Origin of the sequence: Bacillus cytotoxicus NVH 391-98, assembly GCF_000017425.1 — a bacterium.
GTDB classification, from domain to species: Bacteria; Bacillota; Bacilli; order Bacillales; family Bacillaceae_G; genus Bacillus_A; species Bacillus_A cytotoxicus.
This window is the reverse complement of sequence record NC_009674.1, coordinates 3028045-3045842: the sequence shown is the minus strand read 5'-3', so window position 1 is coordinate 3045842 and position 17798 is coordinate 3028045. Positions and strand designations below refer to the sequence as shown.

The window sequence follows — 17798 nt, the reverse complement described above, 5'->3', positions numbered from 1 at the left end:
AAATGGATGAAAGGGGAATTCAAAATGGTAGCAACAGTAGTAAATGTACAGGTGAAAAAAGAGGAAAAAGTGGAAACAGTCCCAAAAAAAGTTGTGTTCGATACGAAAAATTTAAATCTATGGTATGGAGAGGATCATGCTTTAAAAGATGTGAATTTAAGCATTCATGAGAATGAAGTAACTGCAATTATTGGGCCTAGTGGTTGTGGGAAATCCACGTACTTAAAAACATTGAACCGTATGGTTGAGCTAGTCCCAATCGTTCGAACAACAGGCGTGATTGAATATCGAGAGCGTAATATTTTTGATAAATCATATCCTGTCGAAGAGTTACGTACACATGTTGGAATGGTGTTCCAAAAGCCAAATCCATTTCCGAAATCCATCTATGAAAATGTAGCATACGGTCCGAAAATTCATGGTATTCACGATAAAAAGACGCTTGATGCTATTGTAGAAAAAAGTTTACGTGGTGCAGCAATTTGGGATGAATTAAAAGATCGATTACATGACAATGCATATGGCTTATCTGGCGGCCAACAACAGCGTTTATGTATTGCCCGCTGTTTAGCGATTGAGCCGGATGTTATTTTAATGGATGAACCAACATCTGCTCTAGATCCAATTTCTACATTGAAAGTAGAAGAGTTAATACAAGAGTTAAAGAAAAATTTTAGTATTGTAATTGTGACACATAATATGCAACAAGCAGCACGTATCTCGGATAAAACGGCATTTTTCTTAAGTGGAGAAGTCGTAGAGTATACGGATACGAATCAATTATTTACAACACCTTCAGATAAACGAACAGAAGACTATATTACAGGACGCTTTGGATAATAAGAGTAAAATGCCCCTCTTACGTTGGGGCATTTGTTGTGTCAAGTTAATCTGTAAGAGGAAAGATTTGGCTTATGTAAAGTGAAATGTTAGTAAGTAGAGAGCTTTCGTAGACAGCTCCCCTCTTGCCTAATTTTTTGCTTTCATCAAATTTTGAGGGGAGAGTCTTACTATTTGCAAATAGTGAAATAAATAGAGGGGGAAGAATGATGGTACGCGAGCAATTTCATTATGATTTAAAAACATTGCAGCAAAAAGTAATGAAATTAGGAGAACTAGCAGGAGGTGCTCTTTTACTTTCTATGGAAAGTCTTCAAAAGAGAGACGTAGAAAAGGCGTTAGAAGTGATTGATAGTGATTACCGAATGGATTATTTAGAAGAGGAAATTAACGATTTTGCGCTTATGTTAATTACAAAGCAACAGCCTGTAGCAAGTGATTTGCGAAAAGTTTTTATTTCAATTAAAACGGCAACAGACTTAGAGCGTATAGCAGATCATGCGGTAAATATTGCGAAAGCAACAATTCGTCTGGGGGAAAAAGAGGTATCTGTTCAGTTACATCATATAGAAGAAATGTTTTCAATTGCTCATGAGATGTTACGTCTTTCTTTGGAGGCCTACCAAAAGGAAAATTTAACGTACGCGAAACAAATTGCTGAAATGGACGATTCCGTTGATGAAATATACGGAAAAGCAATTCGTGAATTTATATCTACAATTCCAGAGCAACCAGAAGCTATCACACAAATTACACAATTATCTTTTATTGCTAGATATATTGAGCGTATAGCAGATCATATTACAAATATCGCAGAAAATGTTTTCTATTTGGTGAAAGGCAAACATTATTTATTAAATGACTAGAAATCAATGAGGGCAGATGATAAGAATCATCTGCTTTTTTAGTCAAAACATGACAAAAAAAGCTCGTTGCCTCGTTCAAATTATGATGATAAGATGTATCGTAATAAATATGGAAAAATAAAGAAAATAGCGATTGTATAACAAAAGTAAGCGTTTTCTAAGGTGGTTTAGACATTGGAAAGATTAACGGACATAGAAGTCACATACATATGGTAAATAAAGATGATTTCATATTACAAAAGTGGAGGATGAATGTGCATGAAGGGGGTTATTTTAGCTGGTGGAAAAGGAAGGCGCCTAAGACCGTTAACATGTAATGTTCCAAAACCGATGTTACCATTACTAGAGAAACCGGTTTTAGAATATAACATTGAATTGTTACGGCGACATGGTATTCGGGAAATCGCAATTACTGTTCAATATTTGAGCAATACGATTAGAGAGTACTTTGGGGATGGGAGTAAATGGGGCGTCAAATTACATTACTTTGAGGATTCACCCCCCCTTGGTACAGCAGGAAGTATTAAACAGGCTGAAGCATTTTTAGATGAACCGTTTGTAGTAATTAGCGGTGATGCATTAACAGATTTTCCATTAACAGAAGGGATTGTATTTCACCAACAGAAGAAGAGAATGCTAACGATGTTTGTAAAAGAAGTAGAAAATCCACTGTCTTTTGGGTTAGTGGTGATGAATAAAGAACAAGAAATTATACGTTATATGGAGAAACCGAGTTGGAATGAAGTCATTTCAAACGTTGTAAACACAGGGATTTATATTATGGATCCTAGTATTTTTTCTTATATACCTCCCAAAACATATGCTGATTTTAGTCGCCATATCTTTCCGTTATTGGAGAATACAAATGCGTTATTTGGATACAAAGCAGAAGGATACTGGATGGATATTGGAACATTTGAGCAGTATCGGCAAGCTCAATTTGATTTATTGACGAAAAAAGTGAATGTAACGATTCCTTATACAGAAGTATTACCGATGGTTTGGATGGGAGAAGCAGTAACGATTGAAAAAGGTACAAAGATTCACGGGCCATCTTTCATCGGTGACGGAGTAACAATCGGAGCGGGAGCGATCGTTGAACCGTATTCTATTATTGGGAAACATAGTACTGTATCAAGCTACACACGTCTTCAAAAAAGTATTATTTTCGCCAATACGTATATTGGGAAACATTGTGAATTATTAGAGACGACAGTTGGTGAAAAAACGAGACTCGAAGACGATGTCACGCTATATCAGAAAAGTGTTGTAGCGGATTGTTGTCAAATCGGGAAAAGCACTGTAATTAAGCAAGGTGGGAAGTTATGGCCTCATAAAATAATTGATCATCATTCTATTATTGCATCTGGTGGTGTTACAAAAGAAGAACATGCATCAAGGTGGTTGCAAAGAAGTCAAATTGTAGGTAGAGGAAATATCGAAATAACACCGCAAATCATTGTGAAAATAGCAATGGCTTACGGTTCATTGTTTCGGAAGGGTGAGACTATATTAATAGGAAGCTATAAGAATGCAGAAGTACAAGTTTTTAAAAAATTATTTCTGCATGCGCTTCACAGCGTAGGAATGAATACGGTGGAATGTCAAGAAATGAATGAATCCCCATTTCAATATACGATTCGGAAATTAGAATGCATAGGTGGTGCGTTCATTTGTTTTACGAAAGATCAAGATATGAGGATACGGTTCTATGGGAAAGAAGGAAGGCAGTTAACTTATAAGCAGCAGAAGGAAATAGAAAATTTATATATGGCTGAAAACTTTCGCTATGTATCTGAAAAAGAGATAGGAGAAAATCAAATAATACAAATTTGTTTAGAGGATTATGTAACGGCCGTTTTAGAATATATAGATGTTGAGAACATACAGGCGCAACAGTTCCACCTTCTTATTAATAAAATGGATTGTTTGTTACAACCGTTACTTCTTTCTTTTTTTCAAAGGCTTGGTTGTTCTATTACATGGGTGTATGCGCAGGAGCGGAAAGAACATGTGAAATCTTTAATGAAATCCAGTCATTCTAATATGGCCTTTATATGCGGTGAAGAAGGAAATGTATTCGAATTATATGATGGGCATGGTAGGGTGTATCAGAGTGAGAATGTTAGCGAAATCGATGTGTCAGACTTATTATTGAAAACAGTCGAGGATATGTATCCAATATCGTTAAAGCTAGGAAATTGTTATCTTCTCTTTTATATGCACATGGAAAAAGAATTGCGACAAGTGTGGCAAAGGGATATGTTATATCGGATTGGGAAGTTACTCGAGTTAATTGCAAAACAAGGGAGTACATTATCCATGATGGTAGAACAGACAGCACCGCTTTATTTGTTATGTGATGAGGTTGTTTGTTCGTGGAATGAAAAAGGGAAAATAATGGGGATGTTACTGCAAGATATGGGAGAAAGGGAAATAGAAATATTAGAAGGAGTTCAGTTTAAATATGCAGAGAAAGAATGGTCGTACATTGTTTCTGATGTGAAACAACCGAAATTTCTTGTATACTCACATGCGAAAAACCCACTAGTAGCAAGAGAAAATATGAAAAATCTTATAGAAAAGATTAGACAATATCAAAAGGTGTAGAATTTTTGTTTTAAAAGTGGTATTATGGTATAGTCTGATTTAAGTTATTAGTGACTGGAGGGAAATAAGAATGCGTGTGAATATTACTCTAGCATGTACAGAATGCGGAGATCGTAACTATATCTCAAAGAAAAATAAACGTAACAACGCGGAGCGCCTTGAGCTTAAAAAGTATTGCAAGCGTGACAAGAAGTCTACGTTACACCGTGAAACAAAGTAAGCAGTAGGAATATTTCCTACTGTTTCTTTTTATTTTGTGCCACTATTTCGCTGTGCAGTGTGTATTTAAAATGATAAACTATCCCATAGGGATGTAATGCATGGTTTAAGATTAGAAGGGGGAAATAGTCATGAATGAGGAGAAGATACAGCTACGTAAACGAATGTTAAAACACATGTATTCGATGACACAAGAGCAGCGTAAGGCTTTATCAGAACAAATTGCAGATTCTTTATATGAACAAAGAGAGTGGAAAGAGGCAGAAACAATTGGGATTACTCTTTCTATGGACCATGAAGTGAATACATATGTTATTATAGAAAAAGCATGGCAAGAAGGAAAAAAAGTAGTTGTACCAAAATGTAATCGAAAGACAAGAACAATGACTTTTCGTGAAATCATGAACTGGGATCAATTAGAAACGGTATATATGAATTTGCGAGAGCCTATTCCTACTGTAACGAAAGAAGTAAAGGTGAATGAGATAGATCTTCTCTTTGTCCCTGGAATTGCTTATACGAGACGAGGAGAACGTATTGGATATGGTGGCGGCTATTATGATCGTTACCTTGCTACATATGAGGGGGCAAGAGTGTCTTTAGCTTTTGACTTTCAAATTGTAGATGATATTCCGATAGAACCATTTGATCAGAATGTCGAAAAAATTATTACAGAAAAAGAAACAATTGTGTAAAATACTCTGATAGAGATGAATAAGAATTGACGAGGCTTTTTCTCGTTGATTATAATGAAATATGTGAACGTTTTCTTATTATATTTGTATAATAAGTAGACATAGAGGGTGATAACATGAGATCCATTTATGATATTCAGCAATTACTAAAAAAATTTGGAACGGTTATTTATACAGGTGATCGGGTGGCTGATTTACAATTAATGCAGGAAGAGCTACATGAATTGAATCAATCACAGCTGATTGAACGAAACGATTATCAAACAGCTTTATTTTTAATAAAGCAAGAAATTCAAAAAGAGATGAGCAAGAAATAGAAAAAGGTAGGTTAGCAAAAATGGAAGAGAAATGGTTAGTTGGTGTTGACCTGGGTGGGACGACAATTAAATTAGCATTTATTAATGTGTACGGTGAAATTTTACACAAGTGGGAAATCCCAACAGATACTAGTGAACAAGGAAAACATATTACACTAGATGTAGCCAAAGCAATCGATAAAAAATTAGAAGAATTAGGCGAATTAAAGAGTAAATTAATTGGTATTGGTATGGGTGCTCCGGGTCCTGTCCATGTAGCTACAGGCATGATTTATGAAGCGGTTAACTTAGGGTGGAAAAACTATCCATTAAAAGATTTATTAGAAGTTGAAACAGGTTTACCTGTTGTTATTGATAACGATGCCAACTTAGCAGCATTTGGGGAAATGTGGAAGGGTGCTGGAGAAGGTGCGAAAGATCTTGTTTGTATGACGCTTGGAACTGGTGTTGGTGGCGGTGTTATTACCAATGGTGAAATCGTTCATGGTGCAAGCGGTGCAGCTGGTGAAATTGGCCATATTACAGTCGTTACAGAAAATGCATTTCCTTGTAATTGCGGGAAATCTGGTTGCTTAGAGACAGTGGCATCCGCAACAGGGATTGTTCGTGTTGCTATGCAAAAAATGCAAGAAACAGAGAAGGAAAGTATACTGCGTTCGATGTTGGCTGAAGAAGGCCGTATTACATCAAAAGATGTATTTGAAGCATTAGGACAAGGTGATGAATTAGCAGCTGAAGTAGTAGAAAAAATCGCTTCTTATTTAGGATTAGCTGTAGCAAACCTTGCAAGTACATTAAACCCTGAAAAAATTGTAATTGGTGGCGGCGTCTCTAAAGCAGGTGATGCGCTATTAGAACCAACGCAACGCTATTTTGAACAATACGCATTCTCACGTGCTAGAAAGAGCACAAAGCTAGCAATTGCAACGCTTGGTAATGATGCGGGTGTAATTGGAGGAGCTTGGCTTGTAAAAAAGCAGCAATACGAAGTGAAGATGATATAATTTGTGAAGAATAAAAAACGAAAGGGCTGCCCCTTTCGTTTTTTATATGCAAAATCATGTTGAATAAGAATATAACAATGAATTATGATGCTGGTGGATACCCATTATTTAGAACGGTCATAACTGTAAACCATCCAAAAACGAGTACGGTTGCAATGGAGAAGCCGCCTGCTAGTAAGTTTTTTTCACGTAATGTTCTTAGGGTGGCGAATACAGCTAACAGAGTGACTAGTGCAAAAATGATAACAAGACCCATATATAATCCTCCTCTGCTCTCACATTCTTATTTTTTAGAATTTTTACTCTTTTCATTGTACATGTTTTAGAAATGATTGTCGAGATAGTAGCGCTTCGTTTCGTCAGAGAAAGAAATGTTGTATCATAAAAGAAAGTCCAACAACTGGAGGAGAGGAAAAGATGAAATGGATACAAATGCCGTTAGGGCCTTTACAAACAAATGCGTACATTTTAAGTAACGATCAAAAAGAATGTGTGATTTTTGATCCAGGTAGCGAAGGGGAAAAGCTTGTAACATATTTACAGCAAGAAGGGTTAAAGCCCCTTGCGATTTTATTAACACATGCACATTTTGATCATATCGGTGCAGTTGATGCGGTAAGGGAGGCTTTTCGTATTCCCGTATATGTACATAAAGAAGAAGCAGAATGGCTTGGTGATCCGGCTGTTAACGGTTCACAAATTTTTATGATGAATCGAAGTATTACAGCAAAACCAGCGGATTATAGGATTGATGGAGAAGGAACATTAACAATTGGTCCATTTACATTTGAAATGTTTGAAACACCGGGGCATTCTCCGGGTAGTATTTCCTACTATTGTAAAGAAGTGAACGCTGTATTTTCCGGAGATGTATTATTCCAAATGAGCATCGGTAGGACAGATTTACCAGGGGGAAGCCTTACAGAGTTAATGGGAAGTATTGAAGAGAAATTATTTATGCTACCAGATGATACGACTGTATTGTGTGGGCATGGTCCAGAAACGAATATTGGGTTTGAAAAAGAAAATAATCCATTTTTACAATAAGGTGTAGTATGGGGATAGAGTTCATTTTAAGGGGATATATGGAAAAGGAAAAGGATTATTCGATTTCATACCGCACGTATATGGAAGTTGCATTATATAATCAAGAACATGGATATTATATGAACAGCCGTAATAAAATCGGAAGAAAAGGTGATTTCTTTACAACTAGTAATGTCTCTTCTGCAGTTGCAAAGACATTTGCTCGATTTTTTATCCGGCTTGTTCAAGGGGGAGAAATCGAACCTAACCTTTGTGAAATTGGGGCTGGAACAGGGAGATTTGCTTATGATGTTTTACAAGAATGGCAGCGCCTATCTCCTGAAACTTTCGCTGATTTACACTATTCTATTATTGAGTTAAGCCCTTTTCATCGCAAGCTACAAAAACAGCAACTGAACTCATTTTCTAATATTTCTCAGCACCAATCTTATCAAGAATTAGGTGACTCTTTTGCAGGAATTGTTTTTTCGAATGAATTATTTGATGCTTTCCCTGTTGAAGTAATTGAGAAGCGTAAGGGAGTGCTATATGAAGTGCGAGTTTCATATACAAATGAAGGAAAACTTACAGAGGTATTTAGGCCGATAGAAAATGAGACAGTTCATTATTTAAGAAGACATCATATAAGACTTTCAGAAGGACAACGATTTGAAGTTCCAATTGTAGCAGAATCCTATATAGAAGAGATTGCTGCATGGATAAAAGAAGGATTACTGATTACAGTCGATTATGGTTATACAAAAGAAGAGTGGATGCATCCAGCTCATCGTGAAGGAAGTTTAAGAGGGTATTATCATCATCAATTGATTCGAAGCCCGCTTGCTTATCCTGGTGAAATGGATATTACAGCTCATGTACATTGGGATGAAATAAAGAAGGCTGGGGAAACGACAGGACTGTATACAGTATGGCATACAAAACAGAGTACTTTTTTATTAGCGGCAGGCATACTTGAACAGCTTATGAATCATCAAGATCGAAACCCTTTTTCTGAAAATCAAAAAATAAATCGATCCATCCGTTCCATGATTTTAGATGGAGGAATAGGCGATGCTTTTGATATTTTAATACAGAAGAAAGGATTGCCGTTTTTGGATGTAAATCGTTATTTATATGTATAGAAAAAACAAGACGCAGAAACTTTCTGCGTCTTGTTTTTTAATACGACTTTTCATATGTAGCCTAATATATTTTCCCTCATGATATATATTTATATTAAAGATATGAGATAAAATATATAGAATACGCCATTTTTTCTCTGTTTAATGATCCAATAGTCCCTAACCTAATAATACATGAACGAGCTGAATGATGACTTCATTCTCTACTTTGTAATAAATCTCCAATCCTTTTCTTTCACTAGAGACAATTTTAGCGCTTTTTAACTTTGCTAAATGCTGTGAAATTGTGGATTGTGGCATGTTTAAGCCAGTGTACATTGTAGAAACATTACTTGGGCCTCTTTCAATTAAGCCCTTTACAATACATAAGCGAACAGGATGAGCAAGCACTTTCAATAATTCTGCATTACTCTCATAAAGTTCTAATTCTTTTTGAAAGGTTTCTAACATGTTCTTTTCCACCTCCGTGTAAGCTGTTATATCATAATATTCATACCAAAAAACTAAAGAAAAGGAAACAGTTGTTGCAGAAAAAATGTTTTAAAGTAAAGAAATTGTAAGAAACGAGACTATGATGTAAATAAATGAAATAAATTTGTGTGTTTTTGCCAACAGATGTTTTTTTCTTTAAAATTTGGAAAAGATATACTTATAACATAATTTTATCATGAATTTTTTGTTCTTTCAAATCGATATACGGAATTTTTAAAATAATATGAAAAAAGGATTTTATAATTTTGTATAGAAAGTTTATTATGTTAATCAGAAAATATGTCTTAAAAAACGAAATTTAAATGCTGGATTGAATAGATTATTTTGAAGGCGTGGAATATAGAAAGCTCATTCATAAGGCTTCTTGAATAGAGTGACAATCGAATGGTTTTATTCCAGTTTAAGGATTATATTGAAAGCCCCACCTATCTCTACATGAGTTTGAGGTGGGGTTTTTTGTTAAGATGATAAAAACAGCTTTTATAAATTTACAGGTTCTTCTACATAGGAAAGGGCATTTTCAAAATCAGTAATTAAATCGTCTACATTTTCTAGTCCAACCGATAAGCGAAGTAAAGAATTAGAAATTCCTCTTTCATCGCGAGCTTCTTGCGATAAGGCTGCATGGGACATTTTAGCAGGATACGATAGGATGGATTCAACAGCCCCTAAGCTTACAGCAAGTACAGGTAGTTTTATGTTAGATAAAAATTGGCGCAATGCATCTTCTGATTGTAATGAAAAGGATAAAACAGCTCCGCCAGATTTTGCTTGTGAACGTTGTATTTCATAACCGGAGTGAGATTCTAATCCTGGGTAATAGACATGTTGTATTTTTTTATGATTTTGGAAATAATGGGCGATTTTGCTTGCGTTTATTGCTGAATGTTCCAGACGTACATGCAATGTTTTCAGCCCACGAAGTACAAGAGAGCAATCTTGAGGACTTAATATAGCTCCAAAAGCATTTTGTAAAAAGCTGAGTTTTTGGGCGAGATTATTATTTTTTACAATAGCTAATCCAGCTGTTACATCACTATGCCCTGCGATAAATTTTGTTGCGCTATGCAATACAACATCAGCTCCAAGCTCCAGCGGTTTTTGAAATAATGGTGTTAAAAATGTATTATCTACGAAAGTAAGTGCTCCAACAGATTTCGCTAATGTACAAACAGTGCGAATATCTGTTACCTTTAATAATGGATTAGATGGCGTTTCAATATAAAAAACTTTTGTGTTTGATTTTATATTTCGCTTTACAGCATCTATGTTTGTCATATCGACAAATGTATGGGATATCCCATAACGTGATAGAATGTCTGTTACAATTCGGTAAGTGCCACCGTATACGTCTTCTGATATAAGAACATGGTCTCCTTGTGAGAGAAGAAGAAAGGCAGTAGAAATGGCTGCAATGCCAGAGGCAAAAGCAAATCCTTTTGTTCCCCCTTCAAGAAGAGCAATTATATCTTCAAGCGCTTCACGTGTAGGGTTACCTGAGCGACTATAGTCGTATTTTCCAAAGGAATCTACATCAAACTGATGAAAAGTTGATGTATTGTAAATTGGAACGTTAACAGCACCGGTTTGTGCATCATGTTTATACTTGTTATGCAGTAACAGTGTGTCTAAAGAGTAATTCATATTTTTACACCTTCTTTTGCATATTGAATTGCTTGCTGTAAGTCCTGAATTAAGTCATCGCTATGTTCAATGCCAACGGAAAAACGAAGTAGACGATTGCATACCCCTCGTGCAATTCGTACATCTGTTGGAATATCAGCATGTGTTTGTGTAGCTGGATATGTCATTAGACTTTCGACGCCACCTAAGCTTTCAGCAAATGTAATAATAGATAAAGATTGTAAGAAAGGATTTATCCATTTTTCATCGCGAAGACGAAAGGAAATCATGCCCCCTCTACCTGGATAAAATACGTCTGTTACACCGTCTTCTTCTTTTAAATAGGTCACAATTTTATTTGCATTTTCTTCATGTTGCTTCATCCGAAGTGCCAAAGTTTTCATTCCTCGTATTAATAACCATGAATCGAAAGGACTCAATACAGCACCAGAAGCGTTATGGTAATGGGCAAGCTCCGCACAAAGCCCGCTTCCTTTTGCAACAACAAGCCCGCTTAATACGTCGTTATGTCCACCTAAATATTTTGTTGCGCTATGTAGAACGATATCAGCTCCATCAGTTAAAGGTTGCTGTATATACGGTGTATAGAAAGTATTATCTACAATAAGCAGTAAACCATGACGCTTTGCAATGGTTGCAACAGCTTGAATATCAGTTACTTGCATTAAAGGATTGGTAGGTGTTTCGATGAAAATTGCTTTTGTCTTAGAAGTAATTGCGTGTTCAATTTGCTCAATCGATTGTGTATCTACGTATCTACATCGAATATTCCACTTTTTCTCATGTTCAGAAAATAAACGATACGTTCCTCCGTATAAGTCTTCAGATACGATAAGTTCATCATCGGAGCGAAATAGAGAAAGCACAAGAAGAACGGCCGCCATTCCAGAACTACAGGCATAGCCTTGATCACCTTTTTCTAAATCAGCAATTGCGCGTTCTACAAGACCGCGTGTAGGGTTACCAGTTCGAGAATAATCAAATCCAGTTGATTTTCCAATTCCTTCATGGCGATAGGCTGTTGAAAAGTAAACAGGGGGATTTACCGTACCTGTACCCGTTTCACTACGGTTTCCAATTTGAGCTAATGTTGTTTCGATTGTTGACATAGCAACATTCCTCCTTTATGAGATGGAAATTTAAGTATATGGTAATAGAAAAATAAAAAAAGCCTTCAAAGAAGAAGGCTTTCATTCAAATAGAGTCTTCTTCTTATCTCTCAAATTATTTGATAATTTGCTGGAATTAGCACCTTATTAACAAGTTTGTTAATGGTTGCTGAGGTGTCATAGGGCCAGTCCCTCTACCTCTCTAGATAAGAATACTTTGTATGAAATTTTATTATGTGTTTAACTTTACAACAAAAGATAAAAGAATTGCAACTTTATTTTGAAATTTTTTTATTTTTTATATTTTTTTGTTGACTTTCCTTTTTTTGCATGCTAAGTTTATTAGAAAATCAGCAAATTTTGTTAAAGGAGAACAGATTTCCTTTTAATAACATAAATAGTAAGAACAAACTCTTATTAAGAGCGGTGGAGGGAAAGGCCCTGTGAAACCCGGCAACCTTCAAACAATATGTTTGAAACGGTGCTAATACCTGCAAAACAATTGGTTTTGCGTGATAAGAGGTGGATCGATGAAGTCCCCCTCTTTAAGGTGAAGAGGGGGACTTTTTATATTGATAGAAAAGAGGGAGATAAGTGAAATTACTAGATTTGTTATCAAAAGGGATTGTAATTGGTGATGGAGCAATTGGTACATTACTGCATTCACATGGACTACAAAGTAGTTTTGAAGAGTTAAATATATCAGATCCAGATTTAATTGTATCGATTCATAAACAATATGTAGCTGCTGGAGCTGATGTGATTCAAACAAATACATATGGTGCAAATGAGGCGAAATTGCGTACATATGGCTTAGAAAATCAAGTTGTACAAATTAATAGAGCAGCAGTAAAACTCGCGAAAGCAGCTGCGAAGGAGCAAAATGCGATTTTAGGAACGATTGGTGGAATGAAACATATTGGTGCCGTTACGACAACGAATATAGAGCGAGAATTTATGCTACTTGAACAGGCTGGAGCGTTAATAGAAGAAGAGGTAGATGGGCTACTGCTTGAAACATTTTATGATGAATTTGAGCTCATACATGCTATCAAAGTCCTAAGAAAACAAACAGATATTCCGATTGTGGCACAATTAGCACTTCATGAGGCTGGTACGACCCAAAATGGAAATGATGTAAATGAGATATTAGCACAACTCATACATAATGGTGCAAATGTGGTCGGCTTAAATTGTCAATTAGGCCCACTTCCTATGACGGAAGCTTTAAAAATGATTTCGATTCCGAAAGACGGTTATTTATCTGCTTATCCAAATGCTGGACTTCCAAATTATATAGAAGGACGCTATATATACGAAGGAAGTCCGGCTTACTTCGAGACGATGACACCGAAGTTTATTGAACAGGGGGTTCGTTTATTAGGAGGTTGTTGTGGTACCACACCGGCACATATTGAAAGAATGAAACGTGCAATTGCCAATCAAGTACCTGTTATAGAAAAGACGGTTGTTTCAAGGCCGCCAATCCTTCATACGCATTCGGAGCGCTTTAGAACGCATAGTACTCTTGCAGAGAAAGCGAAAAAACAAACGACAGTTGTCGTTGAACTAGATCCACCAAAAACATTGGATACACAGCGTTTTTTTGAAGGAGCTAAAGCATTAAAGCGAGCAGGTGCTGATGCGATTACATTGGCTGATAATTCGTTAGCTTCACCGCGCATTTCAAATATGGCGATGGGAGCGTTATTAACGAAGCATGATATACCAGTACTTACTCATTTAACGTGCCGAGATCACAATGTAATTGGATTACAATCACATCTACTTGGATTGTCAGTGCTAGGAATGGAAGAAGTACTCGCTTTAACAGGTGATCCAGCTCGGGTTGGGGATTTTCCAGGGGCTACTTCTGTATATGATGTATCGTCTATTGAGCTTATTAAGATGATTCAGGAGATGAATGATGGTCGATCTATTTTAGGGAAATCGATTGGTCCGGCAACAAGGTTTTCTGTCGGAGGGGCATTTAATCCGCATGTAAGACATTTAAAGGCTGCAGTAAAGCGGATGGAAAGAAAAATTGCAGCGGGTGCTGAATATTTCTTAACGCAGCCTATTTATGATAAAGCGTTGATTTATGAAGTATACAAAGAAACGAAACATTTAGAACAACCTATTTTTATTGGAATTATGCCTTTAGTAAGCAAGCGGAATGCAGATTTTCTTCATTTTGAAGTACCGGGGATTACGCTTCCAGATCAAGTGCGAGAAAGAATGAGAGAACATGAAACAGAAGCGGATGCGATTGAAGAAGGGATCAGTATTGCACAGGAGTTAATTGATGAAGCATTGAAATATTTTCGTGGCATTTATCTTATTACGCCATTTTTAAAATATGAGATTACAGAACATCTTGTGAAATATATAAAGGAAAAACAAGAAGTGAGAGAGGAAGTAACAAATGAGACGAATTGAAGAAAGATTGCAGCAAGAAATCTTAATATTAGATGGTGCAATGGGAACGATGATTCAACAAGCCGATTTAACAGCTGATGATTTCGGTGGGGAAGAATACGAAGGATGCAATGAATATTTAGTAAAAACAAGACCAGATCTTATTTTGAATATCCATAAGGCTTATATTGATGCGGGTGCGGATATCATTGAGACCAATACATTCGGTGCGACGAATATTGTATTAAGTGATTATAAATTGTCTCATTTAGATGAAGAGTTAAACGAAAGAGCGGCACTTTTAGCAAGGCAAGCTGTGAAAGAAAGTCAGAAAGAAGTATATGTAGCTGGTGCAATGGGACCAACAACGAAGGCGATTAGTGTCACTGGTGGTGTAACGTTTGACGAGCTAATGGAAGCTTATACAAGGCAAGCAAGGGGATTGCTACGCGGTGGTGTCGATCTATTGCTTATTGAGACAAGTCAAGATATGCGCAATGTAAAAGCAGCCTATTTAGGAATTCAAAACGCATTTGAACAGTTACATCAAACAGTGCCTCTCATGATTTCTGGGACCATTGAGCCGATGGGAACAACTTTAGCAGGACAAACAATTGAGGCGTTTTATTTATCAGTGGAACATATGAATCCATTATCAGTTGGCCTAAATTGTGCAACTGGACCAGAATTTATGCGCGAACATATTCGGTCTCTTTCTGAGTTGTCAGAATGCTATATTTCTTGTTACCCCAATGCAGGTCTTCCTGATGAAGATGGCCATTATCATGAGTCGCCCTCTTCACTTGCTGAGAAGGTGAAAAGTTTTGCTGAAGAAGGATGGATTAATATTATTGGAGGCTGTTGTGGCACAACACCAGAACATATAAGAGCAATAAAGGAGACGCTAGCATCTTGTAAGCCTCGTCAGTACGATGAGCGAGCAGGACATGGAATTAGTGGATTAGAGGCATTGCAATATGATGATTCGATGAGACCATTATTTGTTGGGGAAAGAACGAATGTAATTGGCTCCAGAAAGTTTAAACGATTAGTAGCGGAAGGGAATTTTGAAGAGGCAGCAGAAATCGCACGAGCGCAAGTGAAGAAAAATGCACATATTATTGATATTTGTATGGCAGATCCAGATCGTGATGAAGTCGAAGATATGGAAAACTTCTTAGCGGAAGTTACGAAAGTCTTAAAAGTACCCATTATGATTGACTCTACAGATGAAAAGGTGATGGCGAAGGCTCTGACATATATACAAGGAAAAGGTGTTATTAATTCAATTAACTTAGAAAATGGAGAAGAACGATTTGAGCAGGTTACGCCGCTTATTCGAAAATACGGTGCAGCTATTGTAGTCGGAACAATCGATGAAGAAGGAATGGCAGTTCGTGCAGAAAGAAAGTTGGAAATTGCAAAAAGGAGTTATGAATTATTAACAAAGAAATATGGGATACGTCCTTCCGATATTATTTTCGATGCGCTTGTTTTTCCAGTTGGAACTGGTGATGAAGAATATATTGGCTCGGCAGCCGCAACGATTGAAGGAATTCGTCTTATTAAGGAAGCATTACCAGAATGCTTAACGATTCTAGGAGTCAGTAATATATCATTTGGATTACCGCCAGCTGGGCGTGAAGTATTAAACTCTGTATTTTTGTATCATGCGACAAAAGCTGGATTAGATTATGCGATTGTAAATACAGAAAAATTAGAGCGCTATGCTTCGATTCCAGAGGAAGAGAAAAAGCTCGCGGATGCATTATTATTTGAAACATCGAAAGAAACATTAGAAGAATTTACGAACTTTTATAGAAGTGCAAAGAAGAAAGATGTGCTTGTTCAAGAAACATTAACGCTGGATGAACGACTAGCAAACTACATTGTAGAAGGGACGAAGCAAGGGTTACAAGATGATATAAGCTGCGCACTTAAAGAAGGAAGAAAACCTCTTGATATTATTAATGGTCCGCTTATGGCAGGTATGGATGAAGTAGGTCGATTGTTTAATAATAATGAGCTAATCGTTGCTGAAGTATTGCAAAGCGCTGAAAGTATGAAAGCGGCAGTTGCCTATTTAGAACCACATATGGAATCTAGTGATAGCGCTAAAAAAGGGAAAGTGTTATTAGCGACTGTAAAAGGAGATGTACATGACATTGGGAAAAACCTTGTTGACATTATTTTATCAAATAATGGGTATGAAATTATTAATTTAGGAATCAATGTTCGTTCTGATCGTATCGTTCAAGAAGTAAAGGAAAAGAAACCCGACATCATTGGGCTTTCTGGTCTGTTAGTAAAATCAGCGCAACAAATGGTTAAAACTGCAGAAGATTTAAAAGCAGCAAATATTAATATTCCGATTGTTGTAGGGGGGGCGGCATTAACAAGAAAATTTACAGATAATCGTATTTCTCCTTCTTATGATGGGCTTGTATTATATGCAAGTGATGCAATGACAGGTCTTGATATTATGAATCGATTACAAAAAGAAGAAGAGCGAGAAAAAATGAAGCAGAATAAAAAGGAACGTCATCTTCATGTTGTGAAACAGGAAGAGAAGAAAGTAGAAATCCCAGCAGTGATTGAGCCGTTGTCGAAAGCAAAAGTCATGGTGCCAGACTCAACAAAACGGGTCGTACTTCGTGATATTCCTGTTTCACATCTTTCTCCATTTTTAAATAGGCAAATGTTAATTGGGCATCACCTTGGCTTAAGAGGAAATGTAAAAAAACTGCTCAGAGAAGGTGATAAACGAGCACATGAGTTAAATGATTTAATTGATGAGTTATTGCAGGAAGAACAATCTTGGTTACGTCCAAAAGCTATATATCAGTTTTTCCCTGCTCAAAGTGATGGACAGACGATTATCATCTATGACCCAGAAGATCATACACGCGTATTAGAGCGTTTCTCATTCCCACGGCAAATGAAAGCGCCGTACCGTACGTTAGGAGATTATTTACGTCCTGTTGGTGAGGAGATGGATTATGTTGCCTTCTTGTCTGTTACAGTCGGGGAAGGAGTTCGCAACGTTGCGGAGGAATGGAAGAGAAAGGGAGATTATTTACGCAGTCATGCCATTCAATCGTTAGCATTAGAACTAGCCGAAGGGCTCGCTGAAAAAACACATATGTTAATTCGAGATCGCTGGGGGATTCCCGACGCTCCTGAGATGACGATGGAAGAGCGGTTCCGTACAAAATATAGAGGAATTCGAGTTTCCTTTGGTTACCCTGCATGTCCTGAACTTGCTGACCAGGAAAAGTTATTTCGCCTCATTCATCCTGAGGAAATAGGTATTTCATTAACAGAAGGATTTATGATGGAGCCGGAGGCATCTGTAACAGCTATGGTATTTTCTCATCCTGAAGCAAGATATTTTAGTGTACTATAGTGTGAAAAGA

General features: G+C 36.8%; 15 protein-coding genes and 2 riboswitches. Of the genes, 11 read left to right on the top strand and 4 right to left on the bottom strand.

The features are described 5' to 3' along the window. Window positions 1–24: 24 nt before the first annotated feature. The 7 genes from pstB to glcK all read left to right on the top strand — a co-directional run bounded on the left by pstB (window position 25) and on the right by glcK (window position 6551). Window positions 25–840, top strand: a complete 816-nt coding sequence (gene pstB / locus BCER98_RS15115) for a phosphate ABC transporter ATP-binding protein (protein ID WP_012095461.1) — start codon at window positions 25–27, stop codon at window positions 838–840. Window positions 841–1049: 209 nt separating this feature from the next. Next, a complete protein-coding gene (gene phoU, locus BCER98_RS15110; RefSeq protein WP_041810025.1) occupies window positions 1050–1706 on the top strand; it encodes a phosphate signaling complex protein PhoU in 657 nt (218 codons plus the stop codon). Between the two features lie 258 nt (window positions 1707–1964). Beyond that, window positions 1965–4316 (top strand): sugar phosphate nucleotidyltransferase, encoded by a 2352-nt coding sequence (locus tag BCER98_RS15105; RefSeq protein ID WP_041810023.1) that lies wholly within the window; start codon window positions 1965–1967, stop codon window positions 4314–4316. A 70-nt stretch (window positions 4317–4386) separates the two neighbouring features. Further along, window positions 4387–4536, top strand: coding sequence for a 50S ribosomal protein L33 (gene rpmG / locus BCER98_RS15100; RefSeq protein WP_012095458.1), 150 nt, complete (start codon window positions 4387–4389; stop codon window positions 4534–4536). A 130-nt stretch (window positions 4537–4666) separates the two neighbouring features. Beyond that, window positions 4667–5230 (top strand): 5-formyltetrahydrofolate cyclo-ligase, encoded by a 564-nt coding sequence (locus BCER98_RS15095; RefSeq protein WP_012095457.1) that lies wholly within the window; start codon window positions 4667–4669, stop codon window positions 5228–5230. A gap of 116 nt (window positions 5231–5346) precedes the next feature. Further along, window positions 5347–5547 (top strand): YqgQ family protein, encoded by a 201-nt coding sequence (locus BCER98_RS15090; protein WP_012095456.1) that lies wholly within the window; start codon window positions 5347–5349, stop codon window positions 5545–5547. Between the two features lie 20 nt (window positions 5548–5567). Continuing rightward, complete coding sequence (gene glcK, locus BCER98_RS15085) at window positions 5568–6551, top strand: glucokinase (RefSeq protein ID WP_012095455.1); 984 nt, start codon at window positions 5568–5570, stop codon at window positions 6549–6551. 82 nt (window positions 6552–6633) lie between these two features. On the opposite strand, the gene BCER98_RS21330 is transcribed toward glcK, so the two are convergent. After that, entirely contained in the window at window positions 6634–6807 is a 174-nt protein-coding gene (locus tag BCER98_RS21330) for a DUF2759 domain-containing protein (protein ID WP_012095454.1), read from the bottom strand. Between the two features lie 161 nt (window positions 6808–6968). On the opposite strand from BCER98_RS21330, the gene BCER98_RS15075 reads away from it, so the two are divergent. Continuing rightward, window positions 6969–7598, top strand: coding sequence for an MBL fold metallo-hydrolase (locus BCER98_RS15075; RefSeq protein WP_012095453.1), 630 nt, complete (start codon window positions 6969–6971; stop codon window positions 7596–7598). 8 nt (window positions 7599–7606) lie between these two features. Beyond that, complete coding sequence (locus BCER98_RS15070; protein WP_012095452.1) at window positions 7607–8719, top strand: class I SAM-dependent methyltransferase; 1113 nt, start codon at window positions 7607–7609, stop codon at window positions 8717–8719. Window positions 8720–8878: 159 nt separating this feature from the next. Here BCER98_RS15070 and BCER98_RS15065 read toward each other — a convergent pair whose 3' ends face one another. From BCER98_RS15065 to BCER98_RS15055, 3 genes are all read right to left on the bottom strand, one after another. Then, window positions 8879–9169, bottom strand: a complete 291-nt coding sequence (locus tag BCER98_RS15065; RefSeq protein WP_012095451.1) for an ArsR/SmtB family transcription factor — start codon at window positions 9167–9169, stop codon at window positions 8879–8881. Window positions 9170–9691: 522 nt separating this feature from the next. Next, entirely contained in the window at window positions 9692–10855 is a 1164-nt protein-coding gene (gene metC / locus BCER98_RS15060) for a cystathionine beta-lyase (protein ID WP_012095450.1), read from the bottom strand. Continuing rightward, window positions 10852–11964 (bottom strand): methionine biosynthesis PLP-dependent protein, encoded by a 1113-nt coding sequence (locus BCER98_RS15055; RefSeq protein WP_012095449.1) that lies wholly within the window; start codon window positions 11962–11964, stop codon window positions 10852–10854. Before BCER98_RS15055 ends, metC begins: the two co-directional genes overlap by 4 nt. 100 nt (window positions 11965–12064) lie before the next feature. Then, window positions 12065–12177, bottom strand: a riboswitch (SAM riboswitch). A gap of 198 nt (window positions 12178–12375) precedes the next feature. After that, window positions 12376–12486, top strand: a riboswitch (SAM riboswitch). A 72-nt stretch (window positions 12487–12558) separates the two neighbouring features. Here BCER98_RS15055 and BCER98_RS15050 point away from each other — a divergent pair. Both BCER98_RS15050 and metH read left to right on the top strand, forming a co-directional pair. Beyond that, window positions 12559–14403 (top strand): bifunctional homocysteine S-methyltransferase/methylenetetrahydrofolate reductase, encoded by a 1845-nt coding sequence (locus BCER98_RS15050; RefSeq protein ID WP_012095447.1) that lies wholly within the window; start codon window positions 12559–12561, stop codon window positions 14401–14403. Further along, window positions 14390–17788 carry a methionine synthase gene (gene metH, locus BCER98_RS15045; protein WP_012095445.1) on the top strand — a complete coding sequence of 1133 codons (3399 nt, stop codon included), beginning with the start codon at window positions 14390–14392 and terminating at the stop codon, window positions 17786–17788. Before BCER98_RS15050 ends, metH begins: the two co-directional genes overlap by 14 nt. Window positions 17789–17798: the final 10 nt, after the last annotated feature.

Coding starts and splice junctions, on each gene's coding strand:
- pstB (WP_012095461.1), top strand. CDS start 25: ATGGTAGCAACAGTAGTAAATGTACAGGTGAAAAAAGAGGAAAAAGTG.
- phoU (WP_041810025.1), top strand. CDS start 1,050: ATGGTACGCGAGCAATTTCATTATGATTTAAAAACATTGCAGCAAAAA.
- BCER98_RS15105 (WP_041810023.1), top strand. CDS start 1,965: ATGAAGGGGGTTATTTTAGCTGGTGGAAAAGGAAGGCGCCTAAGACCG.
- rpmG (WP_012095458.1), top strand. CDS start 4,387: ATGCGTGTGAATATTACTCTAGCATGTACAGAATGCGGAGATCGTAAC.
- BCER98_RS15095 (WP_012095457.1), top strand. CDS start 4,667: ATGAATGAGGAGAAGATACAGCTACGTAAACGAATGTTAAAACACATG.
- BCER98_RS15090 (WP_012095456.1), top strand. CDS start 5,347: ATGAGATCCATTTATGATATTCAGCAATTACTAAAAAAATTTGGAACG.
- glcK (WP_012095455.1), top strand. CDS start 5,568: ATGGAAGAGAAATGGTTAGTTGGTGTTGACCTGGGTGGGACGACAATT.
- BCER98_RS21330 (WP_012095454.1), bottom strand. CDS start 6,807: ATGGGTCTTGTTATCATTTTTGCACTAGTCACTCTGTTAGCTGTATTC.
- BCER98_RS15075 (WP_012095453.1), top strand. CDS start 6,969: ATGAAATGGATACAAATGCCGTTAGGGCCTTTACAAACAAATGCGTAC.
- BCER98_RS15070 (WP_012095452.1), top strand. CDS start 7,607: ATGGGGATAGAGTTCATTTTAAGGGGATATATGGAAAAGGAAAAGGAT.
- BCER98_RS15065 (WP_012095451.1), bottom strand. CDS start 9,169: ATGTTAGAAACCTTTCAAAAAGAATTAGAACTTTATGAGAGTAATGCA.
- metC (WP_012095450.1), bottom strand. CDS start 10,855: ATGAATTACTCTTTAGACACACTGTTACTGCATAACAAGTATAAACAT.
- BCER98_RS15055 (WP_012095449.1), bottom strand. CDS start 11,964: ATGTCAACAATCGAAACAACATTAGCTCAAATTGGAAACCGTAGTGAA.
- metH (WP_012095445.1), top strand. CDS start 14,390: ATGAGACGAATTGAAGAAAGATTGCAGCAAGAAATCTTAATATTAGAT.